14 protein-coding genes are annotated in these 19888 nt (G+C 66.5%); 8 read left to right on the top strand and 6 right to left on the bottom strand.

What is annotated here, in order from left to right:
- Positions 1-62 precede the first annotated feature (62 nt).
- The 8 genes from BCCGELA001_RS00355 (at position 63) to BCCGELA001_RS00390 (ending at position 13740) form a co-directional block, all read left to right on the top strand.
- Positions 63-2567: a PAS domain-containing sensor histidine kinase gene (locus tag BCCGELA001_RS00355; protein ID WP_060734354.1), complete on the top strand. Its 2505-nt coding sequence runs from the start codon at positions 63-65 to the stop codon at positions 2565-2567.
- Entirely contained in the window at positions 2564-4081 is a 1518-nt protein-coding gene (tsaE, locus tag BCCGELA001_RS00360) for a tRNA (adenosine(37)-N6)-threonylcarbamoyltransferase complex ATPase subunit type 1 TsaE (protein ID WP_008540044.1), read from the top strand. The genes BCCGELA001_RS00355 and tsaE overlap by 4 nt, the downstream gene beginning before the upstream one ends.
- 87 nt (positions 4082-4168) lie before the next feature.
- Positions 4169-4486 (top strand): PilZ domain-containing protein, encoded by a 318-nt coding sequence (locus tag BCCGELA001_RS00365; RefSeq protein WP_008540042.1) that lies wholly within the window; start codon positions 4169-4171, stop codon positions 4484-4486.
- Positions 4487-4610: 124 nt separating this feature from the next.
- Complete coding sequence (locus BCCGELA001_RS00370; protein ID WP_008540040.1) at positions 4611-5333, top strand: nucleotidyltransferase family protein; 723 nt, start codon at positions 4611-4613, stop codon at positions 5331-5333.
- A 215-nt stretch (positions 5334-5548) separates the two neighbouring features.
- A complete protein-coding gene (gene addB, locus BCCGELA001_RS00375; protein ID WP_060734355.1) occupies positions 5549-8695 on the top strand; it encodes a double-strand break repair protein AddB in 3147 nt (1048 codons plus the stop codon).
- Complete coding sequence (gene addA, locus BCCGELA001_RS00380; RefSeq protein WP_060734356.1) at positions 8689-12198, top strand: double-strand break repair helicase AddA; 3510 nt, start codon at positions 8689-8691, stop codon at positions 12196-12198. Before addB ends, addA begins: the two co-directional genes overlap by 7 nt.
- A gap of 68 nt (positions 12199-12266) precedes the next feature.
- The gene (gene trxA, locus BCCGELA001_RS00385; protein ID WP_008540017.1) at positions 12267-12587 is read left to right on the top strand and encodes a thioredoxin; all 321 of its coding nucleotides are present in this window, start codon (positions 12267-12269) and stop codon (positions 12585-12587) included.
- A 145-nt stretch (positions 12588-12732) separates the two neighbouring features.
- A complete protein-coding gene (locus BCCGELA001_RS00390; RefSeq protein ID WP_060734357.1) occupies positions 12733-13740 on the top strand; it encodes an ATP-dependent DNA ligase in 1008 nt (335 codons plus the stop codon).
- Positions 13741-13879: 139 nt separating this feature from the next.
- Here the strand turns inward: BCCGELA001_RS00390 and BCCGELA001_RS00395 are convergent, their stop codons facing one another.
- The 6 genes from BCCGELA001_RS00395 to BCCGELA001_RS00420 all read right to left on the bottom strand — a co-directional run bounded on the left by BCCGELA001_RS00395 (position 13880) and on the right by BCCGELA001_RS00420 (position 19849).
- On the bottom strand, positions 13880-14620 hold the full coding sequence (locus tag BCCGELA001_RS00395) for a metallophosphoesterase family protein (protein ID WP_060734358.1): 741 nt from the start codon (positions 14618-14620) through the stop codon (positions 13880-13882).
- A 129-nt stretch (positions 14621-14749) separates the two neighbouring features.
- Positions 14750-16093, bottom strand: coding sequence for a bifunctional folylpolyglutamate synthase/dihydrofolate synthase (locus BCCGELA001_RS00400; protein WP_008540004.1), 1344 nt, complete (start codon positions 16091-16093; stop codon positions 14750-14752).
- Positions 16090-17031 (bottom strand): acetyl-CoA carboxylase, carboxyltransferase subunit beta, encoded by a 942-nt coding sequence (gene accD / locus BCCGELA001_RS00405; RefSeq protein WP_008540003.1) that lies wholly within the window; start codon positions 17029-17031, stop codon positions 16090-16092. The genes BCCGELA001_RS00400 and accD overlap by 4 nt, the downstream gene beginning before the upstream one ends.
- A 111-nt stretch (positions 17032-17142) precedes the next feature.
- On the bottom strand, positions 17143-17979 hold the full coding sequence (trpA, locus tag BCCGELA001_RS00410) for a tryptophan synthase subunit alpha (RefSeq protein ID WP_008540002.1): 837 nt from the start codon (positions 17977-17979) through the stop codon (positions 17143-17145).
- Positions 17976-19193: a tryptophan synthase subunit beta gene (trpB, locus tag BCCGELA001_RS00415; protein WP_060734359.1), complete on the bottom strand. Its 1218-nt coding sequence runs from the start codon at positions 19191-19193 to the stop codon at positions 17976-17978. The genes trpA and trpB overlap by 4 nt, the downstream gene beginning before the upstream one ends.
- Positions 19190-19849, bottom strand: coding sequence for a phosphoribosylanthranilate isomerase (locus BCCGELA001_RS00420; protein WP_060734360.1), 660 nt, complete (start codon positions 19847-19849; stop codon positions 19190-19192). Before BCCGELA001_RS00420 ends, trpB begins: the two co-directional genes overlap by 4 nt.
- Between the last annotated feature and the right edge of the window lie 39 nt (positions 19850-19888).

The following is a 19888-nucleotide window of genomic DNA, read 5'->3' on the forward strand; positions in this document are numbered from 1 at the left end:
GTCTTTTGATTCGCGCGCGACGGGGGTCGTCGCGCGCAAATCCGTGCGATCTTGGGGCAACTATGTCAGGCGTGATCGTGTCGATGCGTCGGACGCTGCTGTCGTGCACATCGCTCGTGCGCAACGGCCTATTGGGAGGCGCTCTGGCGGCTCTGCTGCCGGCTGCGCCGGCTGAGGCCGCCGACGTCATCGACACTCTCTCCATCATGCTGGATTTCAACCGGCAGGAACTCGCGGTGCTCGCCACCGCGCTGGCCCTGCTCGGCTTCTCGGTGATGGCGGCCATCCTTTTGATGCGCACGCGCGTGCGCACCGCTAAAAACGAGGCCCGGCTACGCGCACGGATCGGGGAACTGCAACTCCAGGCCGACCGATTCGGCGCGCTGCTGTTCGCCGAACCGCAGATCCTGATCTCCTGGCCGGCCGGCGACAATCGCGCGCAGATTTCCGGCGATATCTCCATGGTGCTGCCGCGTGATTCCTCGCCGCAGCGCGTGCTCGCTTTCGGAACTTGGCTCCCGCCGGAACCGGCGCTCCAGATGGACCACGCTGTCGACGCGCTGCGCGAGCGCGGCGACGGATTCCAGCTCACGCTGACCACCGCGCATGGCCACACGCTCGAGGCCATCGGCCGCGCCATCGGCGGCCAGGCCATTGTCCGGATTCGCGAGCTCTCGGGTCTGCGGCGCGACCTCGCCGAGACCCATCTGCGCTACAAGGCGCTCTCCGATGAGACCGAGATGCTGCGTGGCTTCGCCGCCGCCGCGCCCTGGCCGATCTGGGCCAAGGGCGAGAACGGCGCGTTGACCTATGCCAATCCGGCCTATGTCCGCGCGACCGAGGGCGCCAGCGTCACCGACGCCCAGGAGCGCAAGCTCGAGCTGCTCGACAGTGCCGACCGCACCGCGATGGAGCGCGGCCTGAAGGACGCTGCCACTTTCAACTCGCGACTGCCGATCGTCATCAGCGGCGAGCGGCGCATCTACGACGTGCGCGCGGTCAATGTCGGCAGCGGCAGTGTCGGCGTCGCCATCGATGCCAGCGAAGCGGATGCGCTGAGCTCGGCGCTCGTGCGCATGGCGGAGGCGCATCGCCGCACGCTGGACCAGCTGTCATCAGGCGTCGCCGTGTTCGACGGCCAGCGCCGCCTTGCCTTCTACAACGATTCCTATCGCCGGCTATGGGACCTCGATCGCACTTTCCTCGACGCCAACCCTGACGATTCCAGCGTGCTCGACCAGCTCCGCGCCGCGCGCAAGCTGCCCGAGCAGCCGGACTTCCGCGCCTGGAAGGCCAAGCTGCACGAGGCCTATCGCGCTGTCGAGACCGCCAAGGACACCTGGTACTTGCCGGACGGCCGCGCGCTGTCCGTCGTCACCACGCCGAATCCCGAAGGCGGCGTCACCTATCTGTTCGACGACGTCACCGAGAGCCTCGAGCTGGCCCGCCGCTTCGACGGCATGATCCGGGTCCAGCGCGAGACGCTGGACAGCCTCGCCGAGGGCGTCGCGGTGTTCGGCAGCAACGGCAAGGCGCAGCTGTTCAACCCGGCCTTCGTCCGGATGTGGAAGCTGTCCGCCGATGCCATGCGCGACGAGCCGCACATCCAGACCGTGGAGGGCTGGTGCCATCAGCTGTTCGATGACCCCGTGGTCTGGCGCCAGATCCGCGAGGCCATCACCTCGATCGAGAACCGCGCCGACGTGCCGCTGAAGCTGGAGCGCAAGGACGGCAGCGTGCTCGACGGCATGATCCGCCCGCTGCATGACGGCGCGACCATGTTGACGTTCCAGGACATCACCGACACCGAGAACGTCGAGCGCGCGCTGCGCGAGCGCAACGAGGCGCTGGAGGCCGCGGATCAGATGAAGGTGGATTTCGTCCACCACGTCTCCTACGAGCTGCGCTCGCCGCTCACCACCATCATCGGCTTCGCGCATTTCCTCAGCGATCCCTCCACCGGGCCGCTGACGCCGAAACAGGCCGAATATCTCGAATACGTCACCAAATCGACCAACGCACTGCTGGCGCTGACCAACAACATCCTCGACCTCGCCACCATCGATGCCGGCGCCATGAAGCTGGAGCTCGGCCCGGTCGACGTCAGCAAGACCATCGAGCTTGCCGCCGAAGGCATCCAGGACCGGCTTGCCACCGACCGTATCCGCCTCAAGGTCGAGATCGCGCCCGATATCGGCAGCTTCATCGGCGACGAGAAGCGCGTGGTGCAGGTGCTCTATAACCTCCTCGCCAACGCCGTCGGGTTTTCTCCACAGGATTCCACCGTTGGGATCAGCGCGCGCCGCACCGAACGCAGCGTGGTCTTCACCGTGACAGATTCGGGACCTGGAATACCCGCCGACATGAAGGACAAGGTGTTCAACTGGTTCGAAAGCCGCTCGCAGGGCTCGCGTCACCGCGGCGCCGGGCTCGGCCTGTCGCTGGTGCGCTCCTTCGTCGAGCTGCATGGCGGCAAGGTGCGGGTGGATTCGATCGTCGGCCGGGGCACGGTCGTGATCTGCGATTTCCCGACCGACCAGGCGGCGCATCGCGACGCCGCCGAATGACCGAGCCCGTCACATTCTCCGTCGCGCTTCACAACGAGACGGCCACGGCGCAATTGATGGCCGACCTCGCGCTGTTGGTCGGCGCGGGCGATGTCATCACCCTCACCGGCGATCTCGGTGCCGGCAAGACTGCGGCGGCGCGCAGCCTGATCCGCTATCTCGCCGCCGACGACGCGCTGGAAGTGCCGAGCCCGACCTTCACGCTGGTGCAGGGCTACGAGCTGCCGCCCTTCCCCGTGCTGCATGCCGATCTCTACCGCGTCGAGGACGAGAGCGAGCTTGAGGAGATCGGCCTGTCGCCGCTGCCCGATGCCACGCTGGTCCTGATCGAGTGGCCGGAGCGCGCGCCCTCGGCGATGCCGCAGGACCGCATCGACATCGCGCTGACGCATCGGCCGGCGCTGGGCTCGACTGCACGCGCCGCCGACGTCACCGGTCACGGCAAGTGCGCCGCCATCGTCGCGCGGCTGCAGGCGCTGCGCGAATTCCTCGATGCCTCCGGCTACATGAATGCGACGCGCAAACGCATGCCCGGCGACGCTTCGACCCGCTCCTATGCGCGGCTGCTGCGCGACGAGGCGATCGTCATCCTCATGAACTTCCCGCAGCGGCCCGACGGCGCTGCGACGTACAATGGAAAATCCTATAGCGCCGCGGTGCATCTTGCCGAGAATGTGAAGCCCTTCGTCGCGATCGACGAAGCCCTGCGCGCACAGGGCATTTCGGCCCCGGCCATCCACCATTCCGATCTCGACCATGGCTTCCTGATCACCGAGGATTTCGGCAGCGACGGCGTGATCGAAGGCGAGCCGCCGCGGCCGATTCCCGAGCGTTACGAGGCTGCGGTGGACGTGCTGGCCATGCTGCACGCCAAGTCGCTGCCGGAAACCCTGCCGCTGGCCGGCCAAGGCTACGACATCCCGGTCTTCGACATCGACGCGCTTTTGATCGAGATCGGCCTGATGCCGGAATGGTATCTGCCCGACCGCAACGCGCCGCTGAGCGAAGCGGCGCGGGCGGAATTTTTCGCGATGTGGCGCGCGCTGCTGAAAAAGCCGCTGGCGGCGCCGAAGACGTGGGTGATCCGCGACTACCACTCGCCCAATCTGATCTGGCTCGGGGACCGCAGCGGCATCGAGCGCGTCGGCGTGATCGACTTCCAGGATGCCGTGCTCGGTCCGCAATCCTACGACGTGGTGTCGCTGCTCCAGGACGCCCGCATCGACGTGCCCGAGAATATCGAGCTGACGCTGCTGTCGCGCTACATCAAGGCGCGCCGTGCGAACGATCCCGGCTTCGATGCTGCCGGCTTCGCCGAGCTCTACGCCATCATGTCGGCGCAGCGGAACACGCGCTTGCTCGGCACCTTCGCCCGCCTCAACCGCCGCGACGGCAAGCCGCATTATCTGCGTCACCAGCCGCGGATCTGGACCTATCTCCAGCGCTCGCTGGCGCATCCCACGCTTGGCCCGTTGCGCGATTGGTATCTCGCCAACGTCCCGCCGCCAGGCTGATTCAGGACCGGTTTACCGGCCGTTAGCCAAGATGTCGCTATTCTGACAGCGAGGGCGCCGGATGATCACGGGGCTGGAGCGAGGCGGATGGCGGCGAAAGCGGATCAGCGCGGAAATAGCCGGGTTATTTTCGAGCGCGGAGTTCCGGCCCAGATGATGGGCATCGACGGCACCTGGCGGCGCGACTGCACCATGGAGGACGTCTCCGAGACCGGCGCCAAGCTGACCATCGACGGCTCGGTGGAAGGGCTTCATCTGAAGGAATTTTTTCTGCTGCTGTCGTCAACCGGACTTGCGTACCGGCGCTGCGAGCTGGCCTGGGTCAATGGCGACCAGATCGGCGTCAATTTCCTCAAAGTGGGCGACAAGAAGAAAAAGGTCCGCTCCACAGCTGTTGGAGCATGACTGCAACACCCGTCGTACAACCGTCACGGCGGGCAATTAAGGCGGTTGGGATGCGGTGCGGCTGGCCGAGGCTCATGCTAGGATTGCCGCGAAAGCGAAATCGAGGGATCTGAGAAAGCGAAGGATGTCCGTCAAACCGACCAAAGCCATGGTGCTTGCCGCAGGATTCGGCCTGCGCATGCGTCCGTTGACGGACAAGATGCCGAAGCCGATGGTGCCGGTGGCGGGCCAGCCGCTGCTCGACCACGTGCTCGACAAGCTCGGCCAGGCCGGCGTGACCGAGGCGGTGGTCAACGTGCATTACCTGCCGGACCAGATCATCGATCACACCGCATCGCGCCAGCATCCGCGCGTGACCATCTCCGACGAACGCGACCAGGTGCTCGGCACCGGCGGCGGCGTGGTCAAGGCGCTGCCGTTGCTCGGTGATGCGCCGTTCTTCCACGTCAATTCCGACACGCTGTGGATCGACGGCGTGCGCTCGAACCTGACCCGGCTTGCGGAGAACTTCGATCCCGCGCGCATGGACATCCTGCTCTTGATGGCGCCGACCGCGACCAGCATCGGCTATGGCGGCCGCGGCGATTACGGCATGCTGGCCGACGGCGCCTTGCGCAAGCGCAAGGAGAAAGAGGTCGTTCCGTTCGTCTATGCCGGCGCGGCGATCATGTCGCCGTCGATCTTTGCCAATGCACCCAAGGGCGAATTCTCGCTGACGAAGATGTTCGACCGCGCCAACGAGCAGGAGCGGCTGTTCGGTCTGCGCCTCGACGGCGTCTGGATGCATGTCGGCACGCCCGATGCGGTGCATGCGGCCGAAGAGGCGTTTTTGGAGAGCGTGGCGTAGGGGCACGCAAATGGTGCCGTAGGGTGGGCAAAGCGAAGCGTGCCCACGACTAAAGCTGACTCCGAGTGACGAAGATGGTGGGCACGGCGCAAGTGCGCCTTTGCCCACCCTACGGCACCGTTCCAGTCCGGCGAACAGCGGGGACTACTCACCCGCACCCATGACCATTTGAGTCCACCTCCCTATATTGCCCTGATCTTCGAATCAGGCAGCTCATGCGCGTTTTCAGCGTCCCCCTCTCAGTTCCGTTCCTGCGCACGGTCGTCACGGCCCTGCTCGACGGCCGGCTGGTCGACGGGTTCGAGGCGCGCAAGGAACCGGCGCGGCTGGCGGATGCGACGCTGTATCTGCCCACGCGGCGCGCGATGCGCGTGGTGCGCGAGATCTTCCTCGACGAGATGAAGGCGGACGCCGTGGTGCTGCCGCGCATCGTCGCGCTCGGCGACATCGACGAGGACGAGCTCGCTTTCGCTGACGAAGGTGAGCAGTTTTCCGGCGCGACGCCGCTCGACATTCCGCCGCGGCTCGGCGAGCTCGAACGGCGGCTGACGCTGGCGCAGCTGGTCGCGGCCTGGGCTAGGGGTCCGGTGCTGTCGCCGCTGGTGGTCGGCGGTCCCGCCTCGACGCTCGCGCTGGCGTCCGATCTCGCGCGCCTGATCGACGACATGGTCACGCGCGGCGTCGACTGGAGCGCGCTCGATGGGCTCGTGCCTGACAACCTCGACCGCTACTGGCAACACTCGCTGGAATTCCTGCGCATCGCGCGCATTGCCTGGCCCGGCCATCTCGCCGAGATCAACCGCATTGAGCCGGCGGCGCGGCGCGATCTGCTGATCGCGGCGGAAGCCAAACGGCTGATCGCGCATCCTGGTGGTCCCGTGATCGCGGCCGGTTCGACCGGCTCGATGCCTGCGACCGCAAAATTCCTTCATGCGGTCGCATCGCTGCCGCATGGCGCGGTGGTGCTGCCGGGGCTCGACACCGATCTCGACGACGACGCCTGGCGCAGCATCGGCGGCGTGCGCGATGCGCTCGGCAAATTCGTGGAGCATCCGGCCTCGAACCATCCGCAATACGCCATGAATGCGCTGCTGGATCGCGTCGGCATCAAGCGCAGCGACGTCGAGATCATCCAGCTGCCGGCCGAAGGCGGCCGCGACCTGCTCGCCTCGGAATCGATGCGGCCCTCGGCCAAGACGGAAGTCTGGCACGATCGGCTGAAGCAGCCGGACGTCGCCGCAAAGATCGCCGCCGGCATGACGAACCTCAAGGTCGTCGAAGCTCCCAATCCTGAAATGGAAGCGCTCGCCATCGCCATCGCCATGCGCGAGGCGCGGCATCTCGACAAAACGGCGGCGCTGGTGACGCCCGACCGCGCGCTGGCGCGTCGGGTGATGGCCGCACTGACCCGATGGGACCTCGCCTTTGATGATTCGGGCGGCGACGTACTGATGGAAACATCCGCCGGGGTGTTTGCCCGGCTCACCGCGGAGGCCGCGACCAAGGGCCTGGAGCCGCCGACGCTGCTGGCGATGCTGAAACATCCGCTGTGCCGGCTCAGCCGGCCGCCTGGCGGATGGAAGGCCGCGATCGAGGGACTGGAGCTCGCGGTGTTGCGCGGCACACGCCCGCCCGCAGGCACGGCCGGCCTGCTCCGCGAATTCAACCGCTTCCGCGACGAGCTGGCAAAGCTGTGGCGCAGTGAGACATCCGCGCTCCACAGGGCCGAGCCCCGTGCGCGGCTCAAGGCCGAGGACCTCGATCGCGTCCAGTCGCTGATCGATGCCTTGCAAAAAGCCTTGGCACCGATCGAGAGCTTGGCGGCATCGAAGCCGTACGACTTCGCCGAGCTTGCGCACAGGCATCGCGAGCTCATGATCGAGCTGTCGCGCGACGAGCACGGCCTTTCGCTAGCGTTCGAGGAACGCGAAGGTCTCGCGCTCGCCAGCGCCTTCGACGACCTCCTCCGCGGCGGCACGACCAGCGGATTGATGGTGCCGCTGCCCGATTATCCCGACGTCTTCCAGACCGCGTTCAGTGATCGCGCGGTGCGGCGGCGCGACAGACCGGGCGCGCGCCTGCAGATCTACGGCCCGCTCGAGTCTCGCCTCATGCAGTCCGACCGCATCATCGTCGGCGGCCTGATCGAGGGCGTCTGGCCGCCGGCGCCGCGCATTGATCCCTGGCTCAGCCGGCCGATGCGGCACGAGCTCGGCCTCGATCTGCCGGAGCGCCGCATCGGCCTCTCCGCACACGACTTCGCGCAACTGCTCGGCGGCAGCGAGGTGATCCTCACCCATTCCGCCAAGGCCGGCGGCGCGCCGGCCGTCGCTTCGCGCTTCCTGCATCGGTTGGAGGCTGTCGCAGGCGACGATCTCTGGAAGACGGCCATTCGCGCCGGCGAGACATATGTGCAGTTCGCCGCCGCGCTGGACCAGCCCACGGAGGTCAAGCCGATCAAGCAGCCCGAGCCGCGGCCGCCGCGCGCGGTGCGGCCGCTGAGAATGTCGGTCACCGCGATCGAGGATTGGCTGCGCGATCCCTACACGATCTACGCGAGGCACATTCTGCGGCTCGATGCGCTCGATCCTGTCGACATGCCGCTGTCCGCGGCCGACCGCGGCTCGGCGATCCACGATGCACTCGGTGAATTCACCGAAACTTACGCCGCTCGCCTGCCCGACGATCCCGCGCGCGTGCTGCGCACAATCGGTGCGAAATATTTCGCCCCGCTGATGGAGCGCCCCGAGGCGCGAGCGCTGTGGTGGCCGCGCTTCCAGCGCATCGCGCGCTGGTTCGGCGAATGGGAGACGGCAAGGCGCTATGCGATCGAGGCCATCACGGCCGAGACTCATGGCGAGATCTCGATCAAGCTCGATCATCAGCGCAGCTTCCGTCTCTCCGCGCGCGCCGACCGCATCGAGCGTCGCCGGGGCGGCGGCTATGCCATCCTCGACTACAAGACGGGACAGCCGCCGACAGGCAAGCAGGTCCGCATGGGCCTGTCGCCGCAGCTCACGCTCGAAGCCGCGATCCTGCGGGAGGGCGGCTTTGCCGATATCGACGCCGGCTCGTCCGTGAGCCAGCTCGTCTATGTCCGCCTCAGCGGCAACAACCCACCGGGCGAGGAGCGCATCCTCGAGCTCAAGTACAAGCAGGGCGACGAGCCGCAGCCGCCAGATACGGCTGCCGCAGAAGCACGTGCCAAGTTGGAGGCGCTGATCCGCGCTTTCGACGACGAGAACCAGCCCTATACCTCGCTGAACCTGCCGATGTGGACGAATCGCTACGGCGCCTATGACGATCTCGCCCGCATCAAGGAATGGTCGGCGGCCGGCGGATTGGGGATCGAGGAATGGTGAAGGCGCCGCGTCCCATTCCCGACGAGGTGCGCGCGCGACAGGCGCGCGCGTCCGATCCGACCGCATCGGCCTTCGTGTCGGCCAATGCCGGCTCGGGCAAGACACATGTGCTGGTGCAGCGGGTGATCCGTCTCTTGCTGTCGGGCGTGCCGCCGGAGAAGATCCTCTGCATCACCTTCACCAAGGCCGCCGCCGCCAATATGGCCGAGCGCGTATTTACCACGCTTGGTCATTGGGTGACGCTGGATGACACCGCGCTCGATGCCGCGATCCGCGCGGTCGGCATCCCGCATCCCGGCGCGAAGCTGCGACGCGACGCGCGAAAACTGTTCGCCTGCGCGCTGGAGACGCCGGGCGGGTTGAAGGTGCAGACCATCCATGCGCTGTGCACGCGCCTGCTGCAGCAGTTCCCATTCGAGGCCAATGTTCCCGCGCGCTTTGCCGTGATCGACGAGCGCGACCAGACCGACATGATGGAGCGCGCCAATCTGAAGGTGTTGCTGGAGGCCGCCCGCGATCCTGACAGCGTCACCGGCCGCGCGCTGCTGACCGCGATGGCGAGCGCCGCCGACGTCACCTTCAAGGAGGTCGTGCGCGAGGCGTGTCTCAGCCGCGACCATTTCATGGCCTGGACCGACGAGGCCGGCAATGCCGCGGCCGCGGTCGAGCAGATGGCGGCTGTGCTGGGCGTCGATGCGGGCGAGCGTATCGAGGATGTCGAGACGGAAATCCTCGACGGCCCGTTCCTGCCGCGGTCGCGCTGGGACGACATCGCCTTCGCGCTGGAGGACGGCAGCAAATCCGACAACGACCAGGCCGGCCGGCTGCGCGAGGCCAAGGTCTTTTCCGGCGGCGCGCAGGTCGATGCCTATCTCTGCGTCTTCCTCACCGACGACAAGCTGCCGCGCAAGGCGGTGCTGACCAAGAAGTTTTGCGATCACAATCCGTCGGTGGCCCGCCTGTTCGAAGCCGAGGCGCAGCGCCTTGCAGGGTTGATCGAGAAGCGTCGCGCCGTGACGGTTCGCGACCGTACCGCAGCCCTGCTCCACATCGCCACCGCTGCTGCCGCAAACTACCGCCGCGAGAAGCAGGAGCGCGGGCTGCTCGACTACGACGATCTGATCGACAAGACGCTGGCGATGCTCAATCGCATCGCCTCGGGCTGGGTGCATTACAAGCTCGACCGCGGCGTCGATCACGTCCTGATCGACGAGGCCCAGGACACCAGTCCCCGGCAATGGGATATCGTCGCACACATCATCTCGGAATTCACAGCTGGAGAAGGCGCGCGCGAAGGGCTGAACCGCACGGTGTTTGCGGTCGGCGACGAAAAGCAGTCGATCTTCTCGTTTCAGGGCGCCGCTCCCCACGAGTTCGATGCGCGCCGGCGCGAGTTGCACCGCAAGTTCACCGCGGCGGGGCTGAAGTTCGATCCCGTCGCCTTCACCTATTCATTCCGCTCGGGCGCGACGATCCTGCACTCGGTCGACCACGTTTTCCGCGATCCCCAGATCTACAAGAGCATCCATTCCGTCGAAATCGGTCATCCCCTGCACAATGCGCTCGCCGATGCCGGGTCGAGCGTAATCGAGCTGTGGGATCTCGCGGAAGCCGACGAGCGGCAGGACATCGAGGGCTGGCGCGCCCCCTTCGACGGCGTCGCCGTCACCAGCCCGGAAGTAAAGCTCGCGCGCCGCATCCAGGCCGAGATCAAGCGGCTGGTCGAGAGCGGCACGCTGACCGGCCACGAAGGCGAGCGCCGGCCCTTGCGGTATGGCGACATGCTGATCCTGGTGCGCCGGCGCGGCAATGCCTTCGACGCCGTGATCCAGGCGCTGAAGCACGCGGGCGTGCCGGTCGCCGGCGCCGACCGGCTCAAGCTCACCGAGCATATCGCCATCATCGACCTGATGAACCTTGCCGACGCGCTGCTGCTGCCGCAGGACGATCTCGCGCTGGCGGTGGCGCTGAAGAGCCCGCTGTTCGGGCTCGATGACGACGACCTGTTCACGCTTGCCCATAACCGCAAGGGCTCGCTGCGCCGCGCGCTCGGCGAGCATGCGGCTGGAGGCGAAAAGTTCGCCACGGCATTGCGGCGGCTGGAAGCCTGTGAGATGCGCGCGCGCGAGGAGACGCCGTTCGCGTTCTACGCCTGGCTGCTCGGCGGCGATGGTGGCCGTGCGCGCATCCTGCGCCGCCTCGGCCATGAGGCTAACGACGCACTCGACGAGTTCCTGGAGCTGGCGCTGAACTACGAGCGCAAGGCACCGGCCTCGCTGCAAGGTTTCATGGCCTGGCTGCGCTCGGCCGATACCGAGGTCAAGCGCGACATGGAGATCTCGCGCGACGAGGTGCGGGTGATGACCGTGCACGGTGCCAAGGGCCTGGAGGCCTCGGTCGTGTTCATGGTCGATACCACCTCCTCGCCCGCGGATTCGCAGCGGCTGCGGCTGATCCACGTGCCGCGCGGCAATGGCGGCGAGGTCGTGGTCTGGGCCGGCCGCAAGGCCGACGATCCCAAGCCCGTCACCGATGCGCGCAAGGCGATGATCGAGGAGACCGAGGACGAATACCGCCGCCTGCTCTATGTCGCGATGACGCGCGCCGCCGACCGCCTGATCGTCGGCGGCTGCATGCCCGGCAACATGAGGACGGTGCGCAAGCTGAGCTGGTACGATCTGGTCGACACCGGGCTCAAAGGCTCAGGCCTCGACAAGCAGGTGATCGAGACGCCGCTCGGCAAGGTGACGCGATTCGCCCGCCCCGAGGATGTCGCAGCTCTCGGCACGCCGGCGACCTCCGTCAGCCAGACCATCGCCCTGCCCGATTGGCTGCGTCTGCCGGCCCCGCGCGAGATCGCCGACGATGATCCTGTGCGTCCCTCCGGCCAGCCTGCCGAGGAGGGGCGTGCGGTGCGGTCGGGCGAGTCGGTCCAGTCCCGCGCGCTCGCGCTGCAACGCGGCACGCTGGTGCACCGGTTGCTGCAATCCCTGCCCGACATCGCCAGCGAGCGTCGCCGCGAGGCCGCGCTCGGCTTCATGGCGCGCAATGCCTCGGATTGGCTGGAGGCCGACCGCACTGCACTCGCCGACAAGGTGCTCGCCCTGATCACCAAGCCGCGTTTCGCCCCGGTCTTCGGCCCCGGCAGCCGGGCGGAGGTCGCCATCGCAGGCAAACTGGAACGGCCGGGCCGGCCGCCGGCGCTGGTATCCGGGCAGATCGACCGGCTGGTCGTCCGCCCCGACGAGGTCCTGATCGTCGACTTCAAGACCAACCAGGCGGCGCCCAAGAGCGCGACCGAAGCACCCGCGGCCTATGTCCGGCAGCTTGCGCTGTACCAGGCGGTGCTGACGCGGCTTTATCCCCAAAAGCCTGTCAGAGCCGCCCTGCTCTGGACCGAGACCCTTGAATATATGGAGATTTCGGCCCCCGCGCTGGACGCGGCGCTGGCATCCCTTCATCTCGGGGTGAGCGTCCTTGACCCGGCAAGGAGCCGTTCATAGGTTCACCCCATGATCCCGGGCGCGATTCCAGGTCGCGCCGATTCGTTCAACCCGAGTGAGGTACTCCAATGGCCGTTAGCAAGGTTTCCGACGCCGATTTCGAAGCCGAAGTGCTCAAGGCGAACGGCCCAGTGGTCGTCGATTTCTGGGCCGAATGGTGCGGCCCCTGTCGCATGATCGCGCCTGCCCTCGACGAGATCGCCGGTGCGATGGGCGACAAGGTCAAGATCGTCAAGCTGAACGTCGACGAAAGCCCCAAGACCGCGTCCAAGTACGGCGTGATGTCGATCCCAACCCTGATGATCTTCAAGGGCGGCGAGATGGCCTCGCGCCAGGTCGGCGCGGCGCCGAAGGCGAAGCTGCAGCAGTGGATCACCTCCGCGGTCTGATCCACCACGCTTCCAATCATTTTCGACAACGGCCGGCGAAATGCCGGCCGTTCTGCGTTGATGGGACGTGTTCAGCGTATGACGAGTCCCGCCCTTGCCAGCTTCTCCCCGAACGCGCGATCGCAAAGCTACCTCTCTCGTCGCGATGGAGGCGCGTTCGGTCGACGAGATTCCGCGCGGCAAGGAATGGCAATACGAACCGAAATGGGATGGCTTCCGCTGCCTGCTGTCGCGGAGCGGCAGCGATGTCGATCTGCGCTCGAAGTCGGGCGAGGATCTCGCGCGTTATTTTCCGGAAGTCGTTGCCGCTGCGTTGAAGCTAAAGACGGACCGCTTCACGCTCGACGGCGAGATCGTCGTGCCGCACGGCAAGAGCTTTTCCTTCGACGCGCTGCTGCAACGGATTCATCCGGCGGCGAGCCGCGTGAAGAAACTCTCGCAGGAAACACCGGCGCTCTACCTCGTGTTCGATCTGCTCGCGACGGCTCTGGAGAAAGGTCTGGCGGAAAAGACGTTGCTCGAGCGCCGGCCGGCGCTGGACACTTTCGCGAAGACCAATCTCAAGGGCAGCCTCTTCCTCGTTTCACCGTCGACGACGAGCTACGCCACGGCCAAGAAATGGCTGGCGCAATCCGGCTGCGGCTCGGACGGCGTCATCGCCAAGCGCATCGACCTGCCCTACCAGGCGGGCAATCGCGACGGCATGCAGAAGATCAAGAAATTCCGCAGCGCCGATTGCGTGGTCGGCGGCTTCCGCTATGCCACCAACAAGATCAGGGGCCGGAACGTCGTCGGCTCGCTGCTGCTCGGGCTCTACGACGATGACGGCTTGCTGCATCATGTCGGCTTCACCTCGGCGATCAAGGCGGAGGCTAAGCCTGATCTGACCGACCGGCTCGAAGCCTTGATCGGCGAGCCCGGCTTCACCGGCAACGCGCCGGGCGGACCGAGCCGCTGGTCGACCGAGCGTTCCGCAAAATGGTGCCCGCTGAAGCCGAAGCTTGTGATCGAGGTCTGCTACGACCATTTCAGCGGCGAACGCTTCCGCCACGGCACATCGATCCTGCGCTGGCGCCCCGACAAGGCGCCGCGTCAATGCAGCTTCGATCAGCTGAAGCAGAAGGCGGCGGATCCGATGAAGCTGTTGAAGTGACGCGGTCTCGTGCCCCGGACGCAGCGCAGCGCGTCTTCAGCGATGCGCTGCAGAGCCGGGGCCCATGCCGCGGCATTCTGGGTCCCGGCTCTGCGGAGCAGCGCTTAGTGCTGCACCGCGTCCGGGACACGAGCCGTGACTATCCAATCCATCCCGTCGCGAGCGCGTTCGCCAGCTCGGGCTGTCCATTGCGCCGTGCAAGGTTGGCCATGGCTTCGTGATTGTAGCCGACATGTCGGAACGTCACCTGCCAGGCGCCGCCGACGAGTTCGAGGATCGCATAACGCGCGTGCGGCGTGCCAGTCTCGACCACATGCGGATACGGATGCTTGTCGCGATAGCCGGGGCTGCCGACGCTGCCGGGGTTGACGATCAGCCGACCGTCGCGCAGGCGCACGGCGCGGGCGAGATGGGTGTGGGCGCAGAGGATCAGGGACTGCGTGACGCCCTGTGCGAGCTGCTCGATCCGATCGAGCGGCGACAGCGCCACCACGCCGTCGGGATTCACGGTGTCGAGCCAATAGACTTCGTCGTTCCCCGGCGTCGCATGGCACAGGAACACCTGCTCGCGGAAGACCCGCGTCATCGGCTGCGCCCGCAGCCAGTCGAGGTGCGCGGCATCGAGCTGTTCATAGGCGGGACGGTCCCACGAGCCCATCTTCTCCGGGGGACGGTCGAGCAGGTAGCGATCGTGATTGCCGAGCACATGCACGGCGTCCAGCTGCATCAGGATCTCGACGGTGCGGCGCGCATCGAGCGGCCCGCTCAGCATGTCGCCGAGATTGACGATGTCGGCAATGCCGAGGGCACGGATGTCGGCGAAGACAGCTTCCAGTGCGAGATGATTTCCGTGGACGTCGGCAATCGCGGCGAAACGCATGGGGCAGTCTCTCTATCGTGCCCCGGACGCAGCGCAGCGCGTCTTCCGCGGTGCGCTGCAGAGCCGGGGCCCATGTGGCGGCATTCTGGGTCCCGGCTCGCGCTTCGCGCGTCCGGGACACGAGACCGTCTATGCAGGCGGCGTGCCGTTGATCGCCAGCACGTGGCCGGCCAGATACAGCGATCCCGTGATCAGGATGCGCGGCGGGACCTCGTAGGCGAGCTTTGCCAAGCCGCGCAGCGCGGTTTCGATGCCGGGCGCGGGCTCGACGCGCATGCCGAGGCTGCGCGCGGCGTCCGCGAGACGGTCGACCGGCATCGCGTTCTCGATCTCGGGGATCGGCACCGCGATGATGTGACGGGTGAGGCCGGCGAAATTGGCGAGGAAGCCCTGCGCGTCCTTGTTGGCCATCATGCCTGATATGACCACCAGCGGCCGCGACACCCGCTCTTCGAGATCGCCGAGCGCCGCCGCGGCGACGCGGCCGCCTTCCGCATTGTGCCCGCCGTCGAGCCAGATCTCCGAGCCTTGTGGCCCCCAGGACAGCAATTCGCCCGCGCTGATGCGCTGCATCCGCGCCGGCCACTCCGCGCCGACGATGCCGGCCTCGAACGCAACGTGATTGACCTTCAGATGCGGAAGCGCGCGTAGCGTGGCGATCGCAAGCCCGGCATTGGCAAATTGGTGGCGGCCGAACAGGCGCGGCGCCGGCAGATCCATCAGGCCGCGATCGTCGGAATAGACCAGACGTCCGCGCTCGACATTGACGTGCCAGCTCTCGTTCGCCGCAAACAGCGGCGCACGCATGCGTTTGGCTTGCGCTTCGATCACCGCCATCGCGTCCGGCTCCTGCTCGGCACAAATCACGGGCACGCCGCGCTTGATGATCGCGGCCTTCTCGCCGGCGATCGATGCCAGGGTGTCCCCGAGAAACTCCATGTGGTCCATGCTGACAGGCGTGATCACGCAGGCCGCCGGCGTGTCGACCACATTGGTCGAATCGAGCCGACCGCCGAGGCCCACTTCGAGCAGCACCACATCAGCCGGATTCTGCGCGAACAAGTGGAAGGCGGCCGCCGTCTTCAGCTCGAACACGGTTGCGGCTTCGCCAGCATTGACGCGCTCGACCTCTTCAAGCGCGGCGCGCAACTCGTCGTCGCCGACCAGCACCCCGCCGCCGGCGCGGCCGAGCCGGAAGCATTCGTTGATACGGACGAGATAGGGCGAGGTGTAGGCGTGGACGCGCTGGCCTGACGCTTCCAGCATCGCGCGCAGATAGGCCAGCGTCGAGCCCTTGCCGTTGGTGCCCGCGATATGGATCACCGGCGGCAGCTTGCGTTCGGGATGGCCGAGCCGTTCGAGCAGGCGGTGCATCCGCTCCAGCCCGAGATCGATGCGCTTCTGATGCAGGACCGACAGCCGCCCGATCACTTCGCCGAGCGGGGTCTTTGCACTGTCAGGGGAGGCGTTCACGCGTGGGGCGCAGCCGGCGCCGTCTCGGCGGCCGAGACGATCTGCGCCGGGCTCGCGACCGGCTGCACCGACTTCGATGCGCCTTCCTGCGCCGGCGCCTTGGTCAAGAGGCGGCAGAGCCGCGCCAGGGTCGGACGCAGCTCGTGGCGATGCACGACCATGTCGACCATGCCGTGCTCCTTGAGATATTCGGCCCGCTGGAAACCTTCGGGGAGCTTCTCGCGGATGGTCTGCTCGATCACGCGCGCGCCGGCGAAACCGATCAGCGCGCCGGGCTCGGCGATCTGCACGTCGCCGAGCATCGCATAGGACGCGGTGACGCCGCCGGTGGTGGGATTGGTAAGCACGACGATATAGGGCAGCTTGGCCTCGCGCAGCATCTGTACCGCAACGGTCGTGCGCGGCATCTGCATCAGCGACAGGATGCCCTCCTGCATGCGCGCGCCGCCGGACGCGGCGAACACGATGAACGGCGAGTTCTTCTCGACCGCAAGCTCCATGCCGCGGACGATGGCTTCGCCCGCGGCCATGCCGAGCGAGCCGCCCATGAAATCGAAATCCTGCACGGCGACGACGACCGCAGCGCCTTCGAGCTTGCCGTAGCCGACCTTGATCGCATCATTCAAATTGGTGCGGGCGCGCGCGTCCTTGACGCGATCGACGTATTTCTTCTCGTCGCGGAACTTGAGCGGGTCGGGCGTGACCTCGGGCAGCGCAACGTCGAACCAGGTTTCGTTGTCGAAGATCGACTTCAACCGGGCCACCGCGCCCATGCGCATGTGGTAGTTCGAGCCGGGGATGACGAACTGGTTGGCCTCGACGTCCTTGTAGAACACGAGCTGTCCGGAATCCGGGCACTTGATCCACAAATTCTCCGGCGTCTCCCGCCGCAGCATGTTGCGGATCTTCGGCCGGACCACGTTGGTAAGCCAGTTCATGGTTTGCTCCGATGTGCGAACCCGCGTAGGGCTGCCTGAAAGGATATATGGCTGCCGGGCCCCTGCCCGGCAAGCCGCCGTGTCACCCGTCCGAACAGCGAAAATAATGGCCTATTCCGCCGCCTGTTGCGCGCCCTTGACGCCCTGGGCCAGGGCCGCCGTCAACTCAGCCACCGCGTTAACCGTTTTGGCCGTCGCGCGTCCCTCGGCATCGAGGCTGTTCTGGAGCGCATCGACCAGTGCGGTGCCGACCACCGAACCATCGGCCTTCTCGGCAATGGCGCGCGCCGCTTCCGGCGTGCGGATGCCGAAGCCGACGCAGATCGGCAGCTTGGTATGCCGCTTGATGCGCGCGACGGCTTCACCGACTACGTTCGCGTCCGCCGCCGCTGCACCGGTGATACCGGCGATCGAGACGTAATAGACGAAGCCTGACGTGTTCGCGAGCACCGCCGGCAGGCGCTTGTCGTCGGTCGTCGGGGTCGCGAGGCGAATGAAATTCAGGCCGGCCTTCAGCGCGGGAATGCAGAGCTCGTCGTCTTCCTCCGGCGGCAAATCGACGATGATCAGGCCGTCAACGCCTGATGTCTTGGCGTCCGCCAAGAACTTGTCGACGCCGTAAATGTAGATCGGATTGTAGTAGCCCATCAGCACCAGCGGCGTGAGGTTGTCGTCCTTGCGGAAGTCGCGCACGAGATCGAGCGTCTTCTTCAGCGTCATGCCGACCTTGAGCGCACGTAGACCTGCAGCCTGGATCGAGGGACCATCCGCCATCGGATCGGTGAAGGGAATGCCCAGTTCGATGACGTCGGAGCCTGATTTCGAGAGTGCCTTGACGATCTCGAGCGACGTCGCCGGATCGGGATCGCCGGCCATCACATAGGTGACGAAGGCCGCGCGGCCCTGCTTTTTCAGCTCGGCGAAACGGGTGTCGATACGCGTGGTCACTTGCTCTTGCCCCTCAGGATGTCGCCGACCTGCGGGACGTCCTTGTCGCCGCGGCCGGAGAGGTTGACGACCATCAGGTGATCCCGGGGTCGCTTCGGGGCGAGCTCCATCACCTTGGCGATGGCGTGCGCCGGCTCCAGCGCGGGAATGATGCCTTCGAGCTTCGACAGCAGCTGGAACGCACCAAGCGCTTCTTCGTCGGTCGCGGAGAGATAGTTCACGCGGCCGACCTCGTGCAGCCAGGAATGCTCGGGGCCGATGCCGGGATAGTCGAGGCCGGCCGAGATCGAATGCGCGTCCTGGATCTGGCCGTCCGCGTCCATCAGGAGATAGGTGCGGTTGCCATGCAGCACGCCTGGACGGCCGCCCGCGATCGAGGCCGCGTGCAGCTGCGTCAGGCCGTGGCCTGCGGCCTCGACGCCGAAGATCTCGACGGAGGGATCATCGAGGAACGGATGGAACAGGCCCATCGCATTCGAGCCGCCGCCGATGCAGGCGACCAGCGAATCCGGCAGGCGACCCTCGATCTCCTGCATCTGCGTCTTGGTCTCGTTGCCGATGACCGACTGGAAGTCGCGCACCAGCGTCGGATAGGGGTGCGGGCCGGCCACCGTGCCAATGCAATAGAACGTGTTGTGCACGTTGGTGACCCAGTCGCGCAGCGCCTCGTTCATCGCGTCCTTCAGCGTGCGCGTGCCCGACTGCACCGGGATCACCTTGGCACCCAGCATCTCCATGCGGATGACGTTGGGCTGCTGCCGCTCGACGTCGACGGCGCCCATATAGACCACGCATTCGAGGCCAAAGCGCGCGCACAGCGTCGCGGTGGCGACGCCGTGCTGGCCGGCGCCGGTCTCGGCGATGATGCGCTTCTTGCCCATGCGACGCGCCAGCATGATCTGGCCGAGCACGTTGTTCACCTTGTGCGAGCCGGTGTGGTTGAGTTCTTCGCGCTTGAGATAGATCTTGGCACCGCCGAGATGCTCGGTGAGACGCTCAGCGAAATACAGCGGCGAGGGCCGGCCGACATAGTTCTTGAGATAGCCGTTCATCTCGCCCTGGAAGGCCGGATCGGCCTTGGCCGCGGTGTAAGCCTTCTCCAAATCGAGGATCAGCGGCATCAGGGTTTCGGCGACGAAGCGGCCGCCGAAATTGCCGAAATGACCGCGGTCGTCGGGGCCGCTGCGGTAGGAGTTTGGTTTGGCGATGTTCATCGTACGCTCAACTCTTGGATGGCGCGCGCGGCGCGGATGAAGGCCTTGATCATGTCAGGATCCTTGACGCCGGGAATGCTCTCGACACCCGAGGACACATCGACGCCACCGGCGCGGGTGACGCGGAGGGCTTCCGCGACGTTGTCGGCGTGAAGCCCGCCCGAGACCATGTAGGGCAATTTGAGATCGAGGTTTTCGAGCAGGTGCCAGTCGAAGGGCGCGCCGAGGCCGCCGGGGCGGGTTGCGTCCTTCGGCGCGCGCGCATCGAACAGGATGCTGTCGGCGACTGCGGCATAGCCGGGCAGCACGGCGAGATCGGCGGTGGTCGCAACCGGTACGGCTTTCATCACCGGGCGGCCGTACTTCTGCTTGATGTCGCGCAGCCGCGCGACGCTCTCCTTGCCGTGGAGCTGCAGCATGTCCGGCGACAGCGCATCCATGATGTTGTCGAGCGTGGCGTCATCGGCATCGACGGTGAGCGCAACCTTGAGCGCGCGTCGCTTCACCTGGCGGCCGAGGTCGCGTCCCATCTCGAGCGACAGATGCCGGGGCGACGGAGGGAAGAACACGAATCCCACCATGTCGGCGCCCGCGTCGAGCGCCACTTCGAGCGTCTCGCGCGTGGACAGGCCGCAGATCTTGACGAGCAGGGACATGGTCTCAAAAGCAACTGGAGGCCGCAAGCGGCGGCCGGG

The organism is Bradyrhizobium sp. CCGE-LA001 (assembly GCF_000296215.2).
GTDB lineage: Bacteria > Pseudomonadota > Alphaproteobacteria > Rhizobiales > Xanthobacteraceae > Bradyrhizobium.

Excerpts from the sequence above, each read along its gene's own strand:
- BCCGELA001_RS00420 (WP_060734360.1), bottom strand. The coding sequence starts at position 19,849 with ATGTCCCTGCTCGTCAAGATCTGCGGCCTGTCCACGCGCGAGACGCTC.
- accD (WP_008540003.1), bottom strand. The coding sequence starts at position 17,031 with ATGAACTGGCTTACCAACGTGGTCCGGCCGAAGATCCGCAACATGCTG.
- addB (WP_060734355.1), top strand. The coding sequence starts at position 5,549 with ATGCGCGTTTTCAGCGTCCCCCTCTCAGTTCCGTTCCTGCGCACGGTC.
- BCCGELA001_RS00390 (WP_060734357.1), top strand. The coding sequence starts at position 12,733 with ATGGAGGCGCGTTCGGTCGACGAGATTCCGCGCGGCAAGGAATGGCAA.
- tsaE (WP_008540044.1), top strand. The coding sequence starts at position 2,564 with ATGACCGAGCCCGTCACATTCTCCGTCGCGCTTCACAACGAGACGGCC.
- trpB (WP_060734359.1), bottom strand. The coding sequence starts at position 19,193 with ATGAACATCGCCAAACCAAACTCCTACCGCAGCGGCCCCGACGACCGC.
- BCCGELA001_RS00365 (WP_008540042.1), top strand. The coding sequence starts at position 4,169 with ATGGCGGCGAAAGCGGATCAGCGCGGAAATAGCCGGGTTATTTTCGAG.
- BCCGELA001_RS00395 (WP_060734358.1), bottom strand. The coding sequence starts at position 14,620 with ATGCGTTTCGCCGCGATTGCCGACGTCCACGGAAATCATCTCGCACTG.
- BCCGELA001_RS00355 (WP_060734354.1), top strand. The coding sequence starts at position 63 with ATGTCAGGCGTGATCGTGTCGATGCGTCGGACGCTGCTGTCGTGCACA.
- addA (WP_060734356.1), top strand. The coding sequence starts at position 8,689 with ATGGTGAAGGCGCCGCGTCCCATTCCCGACGAGGTGCGCGCGCGACAG.
- BCCGELA001_RS00370 (WP_008540040.1), top strand. The coding sequence starts at position 4,611 with ATGTCCGTCAAACCGACCAAAGCCATGGTGCTTGCCGCAGGATTCGGC.
- trxA (WP_008540017.1), top strand. The coding sequence starts at position 12,267 with ATGGCCGTTAGCAAGGTTTCCGACGCCGATTTCGAAGCCGAAGTGCTC.